Genomic DNA, 14,757 nt, shown 5'->3' with positions numbered 1-14,757 from the left:
ACCATGTGGCAAGACATCAAATTGATGAACAATACTGCGAATGCCTTGTTGGGCGCCGTTTTGCTCGCCTTGATGTTATCCGGCGTGTGGTGGGTGATCCGACGGCCGATGTTTACCTTGACCGTGATTCAGGTCGCGGGCAGCAATGCAGAGCCCTTGCGGCACGTGAATCCGCTGACGATCAGAAATACTGCCTTGCCGAAAATTCGCGGAAATTTTTTCACCGCCAATCTCGACAACGTGCGCGCCGCCTTTGAAAGCGTACCGTGGGTGCGCCGTGCCAGCGTCCAGCGCGAATGGCCGAACAAGCTCAGCGTCACGCTTGAGGAGCATGTTGCCATCGGTACCTGGGGCGATGATGGACAGTTGATTTCTGTGGCTGGCGAGGTGTTTACCGCCAACCTCGCCGAAGCCGAAGAAGATGCCGATCTGATCGCGCTGGCCGGCCCCGATGGCAGTTCGCGCGAGGTGCTGCAGCAGTACGTGCAATTGAAAACTTGGTTTGCCCGCATCGGCTTGGCACCGGAGGCGGTGAAATATTCAAACCGCTATGCCTGGAGTGTAAAACTCAATAACGGCATGCAAGTCGAATTGGGGCGCGTGCAGGATGGCGCGACGATCAAAGGACGGGTGGATAAATTATTGACCGTTTATCCGCAACTGATCGCCAGCTTACAAGATAGTATTGAAAGTGTGGACATGCGGTATCCGAATGGCCTGGCACTGAAGTCGAGTCACAGCGCGGTAGGAATGAAACAGAAAAAGAAGCTCTGAATACCAGAGTCTCTTATACATAGTGTAAGTGGAAAGACATGACAAAAGACGCAAAAAATCTCATCGTTGGCCTAGATATCGGCACTTCCAAAATTGTCGCGGTAGTGGCCGAGGTCATGCCCGATGGACGGCATGAAATCATCGGCCTCGGACAGCACGAATCGAAGGGCTTGAAAAAAGGCGTGGTCGTCAATATCGAGGCGACCGTCGAGTCGATTCAGCGGGCGCTGGAAGAAGCTGAGCTGATGGCCGATTGTAAGATCAGCCGGGTGTATACCGGCATTGCCGGCAGCCATATTCGCAGCTTCAATTCCAGCGGCATGGTCGCCATCAAGGATAAAGAAGTCACAGCGGCCGATGTGGCGCGCGTGATTGAAACGGCCAAGGCGGTGAATATTCCTACCGATCAGCAATTGCTGCACACGCTGCCGCAGGAATTCATCGTCGATAGTCAAGATGATGTGCGCGAACCGATAGGCATGAGCGGTATTCGCCTCGAAGTGAAAGTGCATATCGTTACCGGCGCGGTGTCGGCGGTGCAGAACATCGTCAAGTGCGTGCGGCGCTGCGGCTTGGAAGTATCGGATCTGATCCTGCAACCGATGGCTTCGGCCGAAGCCGTCTTGACGCGTGATGAAAAAGAACTCGGCGTGGTGTTGATCGATATCGGCGGTGGTACCACTGATGTGGCGGTATTCAGCGAAGGTGCGATTCGCCACACGGCGGTGATTCCTATCGCCGGTGATCAGATCACCAATGATATTGCGATGGCCTTACGCACGCCGACTTCGGAAGCAGAAGAAATCAAGGTACGTTTCGGGGTAGCCAAACAAGTGTTGGCCGATCCGTCCGATACCCTCGAAGTGCCTGGTCTGGGCGATCGCGGGCCGCGCTCATTGTCGCGCCAAGCATTGGCGGCAGTGATCGAGCCGCGGGTAGAAGAATTATTCGCGCTGGTTCATCAAGTCGTGCGCGAATCAGGTTATGAAGATGTGCTCTCTTCCGGCATTGTGCTCACCGGTGGTTCTGCTGCCATGCCGGGCATGGTCGAAATGGCCGAAGATATCTTCTTGAAACCGACGCGACTCGGTATGCCGGCCTACAGTGGCCAGCTCGCCGATGTCGTGCGCAGTCCACGTTATGCCACCGTTTTAGGCTTGTTGTTGGAAGCGAAGAAGCAGTATTTGCGCGGTCATTTGGTCACGCGGCAGGAAGGTTCTGCCAAAGCGGTCTGGCAACGCATGAAAGAGTGGTTTTTGGGGAATTTTTAGTCAGCTTTTTGTATCACAATTGGTGTAGTCATTTTATAATAGTCTGATATACAGTTGTCAGTCGCTAGTTGTCACATAGTGTGATAATTAGCGACTGATAACTGCCTACCTGAAGGAGTCATGATGGAGTTCGATATGGTTGATAACGCCACACAAGGCACCGTAATTAAGGTTGTCGGCGTCGGTGGCGCAGGCGGCAACGCGGTACAGCATATGATTAATAAAGGTGTTTCGGGCGTGGAGTTCATCGCGGCCAACACTGATGCACAGGCTTTGCTGCAATCGAAAGCGCATAACGTGATACAAATCGGTGAAACCGGTTTGGGCGCGGGGATGAAACCGGAAGTCGGCCGCAAGCTGGCGGAAGAATCCCGTGCGCGTATCGAAGATGCATTGCGTGGTGCGCACATGGTCTTCATCGCTGCCGGTATGGGTGGCGGTACCGGCACTGGTGCGGCACCGGTGGTGGCACAAGTAGCGAAAGAACTCGGCGCCCTGACGGTCGCGGTGGTTTCCAAGCCGTTTTCCTATGAAGGAAAAAAATGCATGGACATCGCCGACGAAGGTTTGGAAGCTTTGTCACAGCATGTCGATTCCCTGATCATCATTCTCAACGAGAAGCTCGAAGAGATTTACGAAGATGACAGCATGATCGAATGGCTGCAGCATGCCGATGATGTGCTCAATAATGCCGTTGCCGGTATTGCCGAAATCATTAATGTGCCTGGTCATATCAACGTCGATTTCAATGACGTCAAAACCATTATGGGTGAACAAGGCAAGGCGATGATGGGCACGGCCACTGCGTCCGGCGTCGATCGCGCTCGTTTGGCCGCCGAACAGGCCGTGGCTTCGCCACTGCTCGACGGTATCGATTTGTCCGGCGCGCGTGGCGTACTGGTCAATGTGACTGCCAGCCGTAGCCTCAAGGGTAAAGAAATCAAGGAAGTCATGGCGGCAGTACGCGCCTTTGCCGCTCCTGATGCTTCGATTGCCCAAGGCATCGCTTACGACGACACCATGGGTGATGATATCCGTGTGACCGTGGTAGCTACCGGTTTGGGTCGCGGTAAGAAAAATATCCAACTGGTACAAACGCCGATGCTGCGTACCGGTACCAATAACGAACCGATGATGGCCGCTGCGATGGCGACCACCACGGTGTCGAATGGTATGGGTAGTGCCGGTACCTCGTTCGAAGGTTTGAGCAAGCCAGCCGTATGGCGTCGCGAGTCGGCTTCCGATACCGTGCGCGCATTGGAAAAAAATGGCATGGAAACTTACGATATTCCTGCTTTCCTGCGCAAACAAGCGGATTAACAGCGCTGCTTGTAGTGGCAAAAAACCCGCTGTATGTGAATGCAGCGGGTTTTTTTATGTGTAAAAAACCGCTTACTGACCAGCAGCGGCCTTGACCGCCGCGCTGGCATCGACCAGCCCGGCCCCGCAGCCAGGGCAATTGCTCGGTGCGTTGCGGGCGGTTTTGATCAGCATCGCCTTGATTTGGGCCGGGTTCAGCTTAGGATTGACGGCCAACATCAATGCCACGACTGCTGCCACGTGCGGCGTGGCTTGTGAAGTGCCGGCCATGCTGCCGTAAGTTTGATCATCGGTGGACAGGGTTTTTCCACTCGGCAGAGTCGAATAGATCACGTCGGCCGCGTTGGTGAAGCCGCCGCCGGGGGCGGTGACGGCCACGGTGCCGCCGTAATTGGAGTAGCTGGCACGGCCGCCGGTGATGGCATTCGATGCCACCGCAATCACCCCGGGACAATTGGCTGGTGCCGATAATTTCGCATCCCGACTCTCATTGCCAGCCGCGACCACGACCACGGTGCCGGCCGCCATAGCGCTTTGAAATACCGCCGCGGCAGTCTTGCTGCAAATGCCGGTGCCGCCGAGCGAAAGATTGATGACATTGGCTTTGTTGGTATTATCGGGCACGCCGGCGACATGGATGCCAGCGGCCCAGGCAACGGCATCGGCGATGTCGGAATCGGTGCCGCCGCATTTGCCCAATACCCGCAGCGCCAAGATCTTCGCATTCGGAGCGATGCCGACCGTGCCAGCCGGATTATTGAGCGCGGCAATCGTACCGGCCACGTGAGTACCATGCCAAGAACTGTCTGAATTACCGCAACTGTTATCGCTGACCCAGTCGCCCTGATCGAGTGCATCCGGGCCGCGTACCGAGCTGGCGCCTGGTGCCAGAGTCAGGCGTGCGGTGGCGGCATCGCTGATGAAATTGTAGCCGTAGCCGCTGCCACTCGGTGCCGCGATCAAGTTGGGCACGAGCGAGCGATGTGGGCGATAACCGGTATCGAGTACCGCCACGATGATATTGGCACCGCTGCTGAGCGCCGTGGCACCGGGTAAGTTGATGCTGCCCGGTTGGCTGGCCGAGGCTTGGATATCCCATTGATCGGCAGGGGTCGTCATGGCGTGACGAATATAGTCGGGTTCGGCATAGTCGATGGAACTGTCAGCCGCCGCGATGTGCCGCGCCAGTGTGCGCATCTGCAGCGCTGTCAACGGCACTGCCGAGCGGTACACCCAAGCGCCGGTGACAATCTGCCGCTGTACGCTCAGACTGCTGCCATAGCTTTGCGCCAGTCCTTGCAAGCGCGTCAGCCGTTGCGCCTGTATTTGCAACTGCGCGTTGATGGGCGCGCCGCTGGCCGCGGCTGCGGCCGATGCGTACGTGACTTCATTGTGATACTTGACGATTAATTGCGTGAGCTTTTGCTCCGGGCGCGCGCGCGCTTGGGCACTGGCATTGGCCGCTGCCGGCGGCGCGGCCAACACGCTGGCACTGAGCAGGATGGCAAGCAGGGAAGTGCGGCGATAAGCTGAGTTGGTCATGTTAGGTCTTTGCAAAAAAAGGAGCGTGCCGGCGGTCAGCCGGAGTAAGGGATTTTGCTCAAACTGGCCGGGACACTGCCGCCACCCGCCCATTGATCGCCCCATGTAGTGAAGCTACCATCTTTACTGACGGCCAAAAAGGCACCCAAGGCGGTGGCGTAAATTGCCCGGACTTGTGTCAGTTTAGCGGCTACCGCGCTGCTGTCGCCGCCCTTACTGGCCATGCCCCAAGTGACTACGCTGCCATCGGCTTTGAGCGCGGCAAAGGCATAGTGATTCGCGCTGATGGCTACGACATTATTCAATTGGGCGGCGACCGCGCTGCTGTCACCACCCGATTCGGCCTGCCCCCAAGTAACCACGGTGCCGTCATTTTTCAAGGCCGCGAAGGCGTAGTCGCTGCTGTACAGCGACTTCACATTGACCAAGGCGGGTTGCACACTGTTAAGACTGCCTTGCATGCGCGGCAGATCGCCCCAACTGACCACGCTGCCATCACTGCGGATGGCGGCGAAGGCGGTCTGCGTGGCGCTGATGCTGACGATGTTAGTCAGTAAGCTGGCTACGGAACTGGTGTCGACAGCGTCAACTTGCGTGATGTCGCCAAAGGCGGTCGCCGTCCCGCTGGAACTGAGGGCGACGCCGACGGCACCGTTGGTGCTGAGGCTTTTGATGTTCGACAGTAGTTGTGCGGAGGTCGGGGTCGACCAACCGAAACTGCCCGACCAGCCAACTACGCTGCCATCGTTGCGCAGCGCTACGAAGTCATAATTGGTCGCGACGATTTGTTTTACGTTGAGTAACTGTGTTTGCACCGAGCTGGCGTCGCCGCCGGAATCGGCGTCGCCGAAGGCCACCACGCTGCCGTCGTTTTTAAGCGCGGCATAGGCCCCTTCGGTCGAGGCGATGCTTTTGATATTGACTAAGCTGGCCAAAGTGGCGGCGCTCAGGCCGGCGTTGGCGTCATTGAAAGCGACATCGTTTTGCGTGATCAAACCGCGCGCCACGCCCCAGGCCGTCAAGCTCCCGTCTTTTTTAATGCCGAAATACGCTACCCGACCGGGAATGATGCTGGCGATATTGGTCAGCGCACTGGTGGCGCTGCTGATGTCGAGATAGGAACTGCCCCATAAGCCGACGCTGCCGTTATTGATCAAGGCGGCAAAGCCGCGCTCCGATGGATACAATTGGCTGATATTACTCAGTGCCGCAGCACCGCTGGTGTCGCCGCCCCAAACCGGATTGCCCCAAGCAATGGCTTTACCGTTTTGTAAGACCGCAAACGCTGCCAGCGTGCTATAGACCGAGTTGGCACTGAGGGTTTCGGTAGCGGTAGCTGTAGAGCAAGTTGCGGTGGCGCTGATGGTGGCCGTCGCTTGAGTGTCTTGTATTGTCAGACCACTGCCGAGTGCGCCGCCCGATGAAGTTTGCCAGCTCACGCTCGGGGTGGCGGAACAATTGGTGGCGCTGACGATGGCAGTGAGACTGGCACCGCGCGCACCGAATACATCGATGCTCACCGTTGGCGGGATCACTGGTGCCGTCGTTGCCGCCACCGGTGCCGACGAACCACCACCACCACCGCAGCCGAGCAGCAGGGCAGCGGTGCCGGCGCAGGCCAGCGCCATGCGTTTGAAGCGGTGATGAGCTGGGGTAAAGACGAAGTTCATTAGTTTTCCAGTATAAAAGCGATCCATGGGCGCTGCCGTCGGCTTGAGGTTTGTTTCAATACGGAAAACATTATGGCTTGAAAATGTAGACTGAAATGAACTTATTTATGCTTTACAGCGACGCGCGACGCCTCATTGCTCCATCCTAGCATTGCTGTAGCGCATTTGCGTGGGCGACCGGGAAATAGAGCGTAACAAAAAATATTCTGCCCTCGCGCGGCCGCCGTCGCTGCGGTGAATTGCTCCGCCCTGAGCAAATTTATCGGCTCTCAGGCATACTGAGTGCCTGCGCACCGGGTTTTTGGACCGGCGTTGCACAAGTCTGAATATTGAATTGCCTTAAAGGTAATCTTAATTCGGGTATATTGAATCTAATGAAAGGGAACATAATGAGCATACAAATTGGCGCACACTTACCAGCTGGCAGCTTGGCAGAATTTATCGAAGTCGCAGGCGAGACTTGCAGCATAGGCCCGAACACATTTCAGGTTGCTGAATTGGTAAAAGGCAAAACGATCGCGATTTTTGGTTTGCCAGGTGCTTACACGCCAACTTGTTCCGCTCAACATGTGCCTGGTTATATTGCCCAAGCCGCTGCCTTAAAAGCAAAAGGCGTTGATGAAATCTGGTGCATTTCTGTTAATGATGCCTTCGTCATGGGTGCATGGGGCCGTGATCAACACGCCACGGGTATCGTGCGCATGATGGCCGATGGCAATGCTGATTTCAGTAAAGCCCTCGGTCTGTCGGCCGATTTCAGTAAATTCGGTATGGGTACACGTTCGCAACGTTACTCCTTGCTGGCGGTTGATGGTGTTGTTACCCAACTCAATATTGAAGAAGGCGGCAAGTTTGAGGTATCGAATGCCGAAACTTTGCTCGCGCAATTAGCGTAAGCTGGTGACGCCGTCGAGCGTCTTGAAAACAGCGTACGGCCTGACGGCTGGCGCTGTTTTTTTCGTCGCCGCGTGCGGCTTAAGGAAACCCGTTTTATCAGACGAATCGTTATAATAGCGCCATGTTAAAGCAAACAACCATCAAACAATCGGTCAAAACCATCGGTGTCGGCCTGCATTCCGGTACCAAGGTTGAACTGGTGCTGCGTCCGGCCCCAGTCGATGTTGGCATTGTCTTCACCCGCACCGATCTGGTGCCGCCACTGCTGTTTCCGGCCACTGCCATGAGCGTCGGCGATACGCGCATGGCTTCGACCTTGTCAAATCAGGGGCAGCGGGTCTCGACGGTGGAGCACTTGCTGTCGGCCTGTGCCGGTCTGGGCATCGATAATCTGTATATCGATGTCAGTGCCGAAGAAATTCCCATCATGGATGGTTCGGCCTCGTCCTTCGTGTATTTGTTACAGCAAGCCGGTTTGCAATCACAGGCTGCGGCGCGCAAATTCATCCGTGTGCTCAAACCGGTGGAAATTCGCGAAGGCAGCGGCGCGACCGAAAAATGGGCGCGCTTGTCGCCTTATCAGGGCTTTAAATTGAATTTTTTCATCGAATTCAATCACCCGGCGGTCGACGGTACGGTGCAAACTGCAGTGGTCGATTTTGAAACCGATTCCTTTATCAAAGATGTTGCGCGTGCGCGTACCTTCGGCTTCATGCAGGATGTGGAAATGTTGCGCGGCATTGGCCTCGCACGCGGCGGTTCGATGGAAAATGCCATCGTCATGGATGAGTACCGCATCCTCAATTCCGACGGTCTGCGCTTCGATGATGAATTCGTCCGGCATAAAATTCTCGATGCCATCGGCGACTTGTACTTGGTTGGTCATCCTTTATTGGCCAGTTACACCGCGCACAAATCGGGCCACGGTTTGAACAATCAATTGCTGCGCGTGTTGCTGGCAGACCCGGATGCCTATGAAATTGTGACACTCGCTGATGATGCCACGGCCCCGCGCAGTTATGCCGGGCAAGGTCAGCGTGAGTGGTTGTTTGCTTGAAAAAACTGCGCTGGCAGTCGATCTTGGAAATGTCAGGATAAATGGCCGGCACTTCCGTAGGGTCTGTTGGCCGAATGGAATGAAACTCGCATAGGGACATATGATGGCTACCCAACTGCAGATTGACGACTATCCTCAGCTCGCTTTGCTTGCTTGGAACCGTGTGGTTCGACAGATTGAGGAAGAGGAAGCATTCGCACTCTACGAGAATAATTGGCGATTCCTCGATATTGAGAGCTTGCTTCCTGGTGAAGCGGAGTTGATCGCTCGGTTAACACAACAATACGGGCACGGAGTACTGAATGTTTGAGCGCGAACATCATCAAAAGGTACTCAGCATCCTCAAAAAAATGAACCCGGAATTTCTTCTGGACACAAAATGCTATTTTGGTGGCGGTACAGCAATTTCGCTTCTGTACGGCGAATTCCGTGAGTCCATCGACATTGATTTTCTGTGCGCGGACCAAGATGGTTATCGGAAGCTAAGAAATTCAGTGTTCAATAATGGGCTTGGTGATATTTTTTCACAGCCAATTGAACTGATGAGAGACGTGCGCGCTGATCGAGATGGCATTCGTGCTGTCATTTCTGCTGATGGAACGCCGATTAAATTTGAGATCGTTAGAGAAGCCAGAATTGAATTGAGTGGAATGATGGTCGCAAGCTTGCCGGTCCCATGCTTGACCAGCACGGATTTGTTCGCAGAGAAATTATTGGCCAACGCTGATCGTTACGCTGACAAAAGCGTGATGAGCCGGGACATCATTGATTTGATGATGATGGAAAAAAAATGCACATGCATTCCGAAACAAGCATGGGACAAAGCCAGGGAAGCGTATGGGGATTCTGTGCGTGGTGCCTTTGATAAATCGAAACAGTTACTCCGCTCGAATCCCGAATATTTTCGCAGTTGTCTGGCGAAAATGGGAATGAGTGATGAGCTTGGTTTGAGTTTAGAGGCTGCGCTGAATTCGTCATTGGAACAACCTGACTAGGGTTTGAAAACCCGACCTAAAGAGGCTGTCGCAAAAGGGTTTTCAGTCGGTATCATTACTCCAACTGGCCAACATGTCATTCTCCCATGCTCTCGCCTCGTCATTCCTGCGTAGGCAGGAATCCAGTGGCACGTCAGTGCCTTCAGGGTGGGAGGGTCGATCAAGGGCACTTTTTTTTCTGTTAAAACAACTTAATGGATCGTCGCTTGCGACGATTAAGTTGTCCTGTCAATCAGCCAGCGCTTTTGCTGCAGGGTGTGTGTTGAATCAGCCACGTCTTTTGCAGGCATGAGGCAGCAAACGCTGTTTTGTGACTATTAGTCAGCAAATTAATGCTATCTTCAGGCTCAATATATTGCTAAAATGCAACCTTTGTCTAGCACTCTCTTGGAGTTGATATGAAGAATATGACTATCCGTGTAAGTTTGTTGGCGGTACTGTTCCTGTTTGCGGCGATGTTGCTGGTCGGCGCGGCGCTCGGACTGTATTCGCTTCGGCAATCGAACCAGGCGATGGCAACCATGCACCAGATCAGCTCGCAAGTGATCACCATCAACGATGCCTACAAAGACACCACGCGTACGCGCTCGGCGCAGATCCGCGCTTACTCCACGATCAAGGATGGCGGCAAGCCGGCCGACCGTGACCTTGCCCTCGCTACCGCAAATAAGTCGTACCAACGCACGCTCGACTACATCGACAAGTATGAAAAGGCCGCCCGCTACGAGGGCCAGGATGTCGAGCTGCAGAAAAGTCTGATCGCCGCCGGCCGGGCGCAGTCGCAAGTGCTCGAGCGCGCCTCGGCGGCGCTGGCACGCGACGATGCCGATGCTTTTACGGTGATCAACGTGCGCGAGCTGAGCCCAACTGGGACAGCATTTTCGGTGCTGCTGGAAAAATACCAGAAGCTCAGCGATGAGCAGGTCACCGCGCTGATGGATTCCCGTCAGAAGGAATACGGTATCGTCATGTGGCTGGTGGCACTGGGGTTGATGACCGCGCTGGCCATGGTGGCCGGGGTACACATTTTTCTGAAAAACGTGGTGATCACACCGCTGGAGCACGCCGTCGCACTGCTGGACCGAGTGGCGCAGGGTGATTTGACCGAAAGCATCGATGACGCCGGTAACAACGAGATCGGCCGGCTGTTGATGGCGATCCGCCGCATGCAGCAGGATTTGTTGGCTACCGTGTCGCGTGTGCGGCAGGGTGCCGAGTTGATCAATCTGGGATCGCAGGAATTGTCGACGGGCAACATGGAGCTGTCATCGCGCACCGAAACCCAGGCCAGTTCGCTGGAAGAAACCGCCGCCTCAATCGAGGAGTTAACCAGCACCGTCAAACAAAACTCTGACAACGCACAGCATGCGCGCAAACTGGTCGATGGCACCTCGAACACCGCGGCCCAAGGCGGGCAGGTGATGGTGGAGGTGGTCAGCACGATGAACGCCATCAACGAGTCGTCGCGCAAGATCGTCGATATCACCAGCGTGATCGACGGCATCGCCTTCCAGACCAATATTCTGGCACTCAACGCGGCGGTTGAGGCGGCGCGCGCGGGCGAGCAGGGGCGCGGCTTCGCGGTGGTGGCTTCCGAGGTACGCAATTTGGCGCAGCGCTCGGCGGCGGCGGCCAAGGAAATCAAAGTGCTGATCGATGATTCGGTCGGCAAGATACGACTCGGTACCGAGTTAGTCGAGCGCGCCGGCACCACCATGAGCACCATGGTGGACAATGTGCATCAGGTGACGCAGATCGTTGGTGAGATCGCCAACGCCAGCCGCGAGCAAAGCGAGGGCATCAACCAGGTCAATCAGGCGATTGCCCAAATGGACCAGGTCACGCAGCAGAATTCTGCGCTGGTGGAAGAGGCGGCGGCGGCCACGCAGTTACTGCAGGATCAGGCCAGCGAACTGGCGCAAACGGTCAGCGTGTTCAAGATCGACCGCGATGGCGCGAGTAGCCGTCCGGCAGTTCGGGCCACGCCTGCGGCTGCACGCAGCTTGGCGCTTCGCTAGGAGCCTTTGCGGCCGACTCCGTTCTGCCGCTCTGGCTGCTGGGTAGACGCGCTTATGCCGCTGCCGCTCTGCTGTCGGTCAAGTCTGGGAAGCGTTGGCGGATCGAGGCTTCCATGCCGGCGGCATCGAGCCCGCAATCGCGCAGCAGTACAGCAACGTCGCCATGATCGATGAATTGATCAGGCAAGCCGAGCATGAGCAGGGGTATGCTGATGCCGGCGGCGGCCAGCGCTTCGGCCACGGCCGAACCGGCACTGCCCATGATGCTGGCTTCTTCTACCGTGACCAAGGCGCTATGGCTGGCTGCCAGCGAGCGCAGCAATTCCACATCGAGCGGTTTGATGAAGCGCATATTGGCGACACTGGCGTCGAGCCGCTCGGCCGCCTGCAAGGCTGGCTGTACCATCGAGCCGAACGCCAGAATCGCGATGCCGCTGCCCTTGCGTTTGATTTCGCCTTTACCGATAGGCAGCGCTTCGAGGTCTTTCGTCACCACGGCACCACAGCCGGCACCACGTGGGTAGCGAATCGCCGCCGGGCCCGGATAACGGTAGCCGGTGGTCAGCATTTGACGGCATTCGTTTTCATCGGACGGTGCCATGATCACCATATTCGGGATGCAGCGCAGGAAAGCCAGATCGTAATTACCGGCATGGGTAGCACCATCGGCACCGACCAGCCCGGCACGGTCGAGTGCGAAGGTGACGTCGAGGTTTTGCAGCGCGACATCGTGAATCAGTTGGTCGTAGCCGCGTTGTAAGAAGGTGGAATAGATTGCCAGTACCGGCTTCAAGCCTTCGCATGCCAGACCGGCGGCAAAGGTGACGGCATGTTGTTCGGCGATGCCGACATCATAGTAACGTTGCGGATAGCGTTTTTCAAATTCAACCATGCCCGAGCCTTCACGCATGGCTGGGGTGATTGCGGCCAGCTTATTGTCGCTCGCCGCCATGTCGCACAACCATTCACCGAATACTTGGGTATAGGTTTTCTTGCTGCTGGCGCTGGGCGTAATGCCGACTGCCGGATTGAATTTGCCAGGACCATGGTAGAGCACCGGATCGGCTTCGGCCAGCTTGTAGCCTTGGCCTTTTTTGGTCACCACATGCAGGAATTGCGGGCCTTTGAGGTGGCGAATATTTTCCAGGGTAGGGATCAGTGATTCAAGATCATGGCCGTCGATGGGGCCGATGTAATTGAAGCCGAATTCTTCAAACATAGTGGCCGGCACCAGCATGCCTTTGGCATGTTCTTCGAAACGCTTGGCCAATTCCAGCATCGGTGACGGCAGCACCGATTTGCCGACATTGCGCGCCGCTGCATAGAATTTTCCTGACATCAGGCGCGCCAGATAGCGGTTGAGCGCGCCGACCGGCGGCGAAATCGACATGTCATTATCGTTGAGCACGACCAGCAGATTGATGTCATCGTAGATGCCGGCATTGTTGAGCGCTTCGAAGGCCATACCGGCGGTCATGGAACCATCGCCGATGACGGCGACGGCATGCCGGCTTTCACCTTTGCTGCGCGCGGCCAGAGCCATGCCAAGGGCGGCCGAGATCGAGGTCGAGGAGTGCGCCGTGCCGAAGGTATCGTAAATGCTTTCAGCGCGCCGTGGGAAGCCGGAAATGCCGTCGATTTGACGCAGCGTATGCATTTGGTCGCGTCGGCCGGTAAGAATTTTGTGCGGGTAGGTTTGATGGCCGACATCCCATATCAAACGGTCTTCCGGGGTGTTGAACACATAATGCAGGGCGATCGTCAGTTCCACCGTGCCGAGATTGGAAGACAGATGGCCACCGGTTTTGGATACCGAATCGAGCACGTACTGGCGTAATTCGTCGGCAAACGGATGTAATTGCTGGCGTGTCAGTTGGCGGAGATCAGCCGGTGAATTGATTTGTTGAAGTAATTTCGTCATAGGATACGGCTGTTTACGCTTGTCGTTGCACGATCAGATCGGCCAGATCGTGCAGGTGGTGGGCCGGTGCGCCAAAAATTTGCAGGGCGGTGTGAGCTTGTTCACAGAGTTGTTGCGCCAATAAGCGGGAAGCAGACAGACCGAGCAAGCTGACATACGTGGGTTTATTATCGGCGGCATCTTTGCCGGCGGTTTTTCCTAGCGTGACGGAATCAGCACTGGCATCGAGGATGTCGTCGACCACTTGGAAAGCCAGGCCGATGGCGGCACTGTAGGCATCGAGGGCGCTCAGTTCCACCGCTGCCAACAGCTTACCACTGCCGGCACCGAGCAAAACCGCAGCGCGCAGCAAGGCACCGGTTTTCAGTTTATGCATTTGCTCGAGTTGTTCGCGCGTGAGCGCTAATCCAACGCTGGCCAAATCGATGGCTTGACCGCCGCACATCCCTACCGAACCTGCTGCTTGTGCCAGAATACGCACCATCTCGAGCTTGCCAGCGGCACTGCCAGCGCCTTCTGCCAGTACCAGAAAGGCTTGCGCTTGCAAGGCGTCGCCCACCAGCAGAGCGGTGGCCTCATCATACACGATGTGCACCGTTGGCTTGCCGCGGCGCAGGGCGTCGTCATCCATGCAAGGCATATCGTCGTGCACCAGCGAATACACGTGGATCATTTCCACGGCTGCAGCGGCGCGCCGCAAGGCGTCTTGCGGTGCATTGAATAATTGCCCGGCTGCATGCACCAGCAGCGGTCGTATGCGTTTACCGCCGTCGAGCGCGGCATAACGCATCGCTGCATGCAAGTGCTGCGGCAACGTGCTGGCTGCGGGAAGAAATTGCGCCAAGGCTGCTTCGCAGTCTTGCTGGATATCTCGCATCCAGCTACGGAACTGCTCGCTCATGACAAATCCTCGTCAGCCGAGCCTTGGAATGCTTTGACCATGCCGTTTTCCAATACTTTGACTTGCTGTTCGACTTTGTCTAGCTGCGTGCTGCACTGGCGAATCAATTCAAACCCGCGTTCATAGGCGCTCAGCGATTGTTCCAGCGGCAGTTGGCCAGCTTCCATGAGATTGACGAGTTCCTGCAGTTCAGCCATGGCGGCTTCGAATGTCGGTGCCGCTGTTGCCGCGGTCGGCTTTGCAGCGGGAGAATGTGGAGGCGTCATATAGGGTATGAATATTGCATCAAACTAAACGAAAAGAAGTCTAACTGTCTATTTTAGAGCAAAACTGCCCTTGCTTACTTGTTATCGACCGAATTTGTGGCGTCCAGCACTTACAAATTGCCATA

Annotated in this window: 13 protein-coding genes; 8 read left to right on the top strand and 5 right to left on the bottom strand. The window is 56.0% G+C overall.

Translation table 11 applies throughout. From position 1 onward, the window contains the following. The first annotated feature begins 3 nt into the window (after positions 1-3). The 3 genes from RHM61_RS03180 (at position 4) to ftsZ (ending at position 3,365) form a co-directional block, all read left to right on the top strand. On the top strand, positions 4-774 hold the full coding sequence (locus tag RHM61_RS03180; RefSeq protein ID WP_322249688.1) for a cell division protein FtsQ/DivIB: 771 nt from the start codon (positions 4-6) through the stop codon (positions 772-774). Positions 775-812: 38 nt separating this feature from the next. Continuing rightward, positions 813-2,045 (top strand): cell division protein FtsA, encoded by a 1,233-nt coding sequence (gene ftsA, locus RHM61_RS03175; RefSeq protein WP_322249687.1) that lies wholly within the window; start codon positions 813-815, stop codon positions 2,043-2,045. A 123-nt stretch (positions 2,046-2,168) separates the two neighbouring features. Further along, complete coding sequence (ftsZ, locus tag RHM61_RS03170) at positions 2,169-3,365, top strand: cell division protein FtsZ (protein WP_322249686.1); 1,197 nt, start codon at positions 2,169-2,171, stop codon at positions 3,363-3,365. Positions 3,366-3,437: 72 nt separating this feature from the next. Here the strand turns inward: ftsZ and RHM61_RS03165 are convergent, their stop codons facing one another. Together RHM61_RS03165 and RHM61_RS03160 are read right to left on the bottom strand one after the other, a co-directional pair. Beyond that, complete coding sequence (locus RHM61_RS03165; protein WP_322249685.1) at positions 3,438-4,907, bottom strand: S8 family serine peptidase; 1,470 nt, start codon at positions 4,905-4,907, stop codon at positions 3,438-3,440. Positions 4,908-4,942: 35 nt separating this feature from the next. Next, positions 4,943-6,577, bottom strand: a complete 1,635-nt coding sequence (locus RHM61_RS03160; protein ID WP_322249683.1) for a hypothetical protein — start codon at positions 6,575-6,577, stop codon at positions 4,943-4,945. A 389-nt stretch (positions 6,578-6,966) separates the two neighbouring features. On the opposite strand from RHM61_RS03160, the gene RHM61_RS03155 reads away from it, so the two are divergent. The 5 genes from RHM61_RS03155 (at position 6,967) to RHM61_RS03135 (ending at position 11,544) form a co-directional block, all read left to right on the top strand. Continuing rightward, positions 6,967-7,473, top strand: coding sequence for a peroxiredoxin (locus RHM61_RS03155; RefSeq protein WP_322249682.1), 507 nt, complete (start codon positions 6,967-6,969; stop codon positions 7,471-7,473). Positions 7,474-7,595: 122 nt separating this feature from the next. After that, positions 7,596-8,531 (top strand): UDP-3-O-acyl-N-acetylglucosamine deacetylase, encoded by a 936-nt coding sequence (gene lpxC / locus RHM61_RS03150; protein ID WP_322249681.1) that lies wholly within the window; start codon positions 7,596-7,598, stop codon positions 8,529-8,531. Positions 8,532-8,634: 103 nt separating this feature from the next. Next, positions 8,635-8,841: a hypothetical protein gene (locus RHM61_RS03145; RefSeq protein ID WP_322249680.1), complete on the top strand. Its 207-nt coding sequence runs from the start codon at positions 8,635-8,637 to the stop codon at positions 8,839-8,841. Beyond that, positions 8,834-9,526, top strand: coding sequence for a nucleotidyl transferase AbiEii/AbiGii toxin family protein (locus tag RHM61_RS03140; protein ID WP_322249679.1), 693 nt, complete (start codon positions 8,834-8,836; stop codon positions 9,524-9,526). Before RHM61_RS03145 ends, RHM61_RS03140 begins: the two co-directional genes overlap by 8 nt. Before the next feature lie 398 nt (positions 9,527-9,924). Beyond that, positions 9,925-11,544 (top strand): methyl-accepting chemotaxis protein, encoded by a 1,620-nt coding sequence (locus RHM61_RS03135; protein WP_322249678.1) that lies wholly within the window; start codon positions 9,925-9,927, stop codon positions 11,542-11,544. 52 nt (positions 11,545-11,596) lie between these two features. Here RHM61_RS03135 and dxs read toward each other — a convergent pair whose 3' ends face one another. From dxs to RHM61_RS03120, 3 genes are read right to left on the bottom strand one after another with little or no spacing between them, the layout of a single operon-like run. Continuing rightward, a complete protein-coding gene (dxs, locus tag RHM61_RS03130; RefSeq protein WP_322249677.1) occupies positions 11,597-13,465 on the bottom strand; it encodes a 1-deoxy-D-xylulose-5-phosphate synthase in 1,869 nt (622 codons plus the stop codon). 13 nt (positions 13,466-13,478) lie between these two features. Beyond that, positions 13,479-14,366 carry a farnesyl diphosphate synthase gene (locus tag RHM61_RS03125; protein WP_322249676.1) on the bottom strand — a complete coding sequence of 296 codons (888 nt, stop codon included), beginning with the start codon at positions 14,364-14,366 and terminating at the stop codon, positions 13,479-13,481. Next, entirely contained in the window at positions 14,363-14,632 is a 270-nt protein-coding gene (locus RHM61_RS03120) for an exodeoxyribonuclease VII small subunit (RefSeq protein ID WP_322249675.1), read from the bottom strand. The genes RHM61_RS03125 and RHM61_RS03120 overlap by 4 nt, the downstream gene beginning before the upstream one ends. Positions 14,633-14,757: the final 125 nt, after the last annotated feature.

It is taken from the genome of Undibacterium sp. CCC3.4 (assembly GCF_034347425.1).
GTDB lineage: Bacteria > Pseudomonadota > Gammaproteobacteria > Burkholderiales > Burkholderiaceae_D > Undibacterium.
Note: the sequence above shows the minus strand (reverse complement) of the source record. Positions and strands in the feature narration are given on the sequence as shown.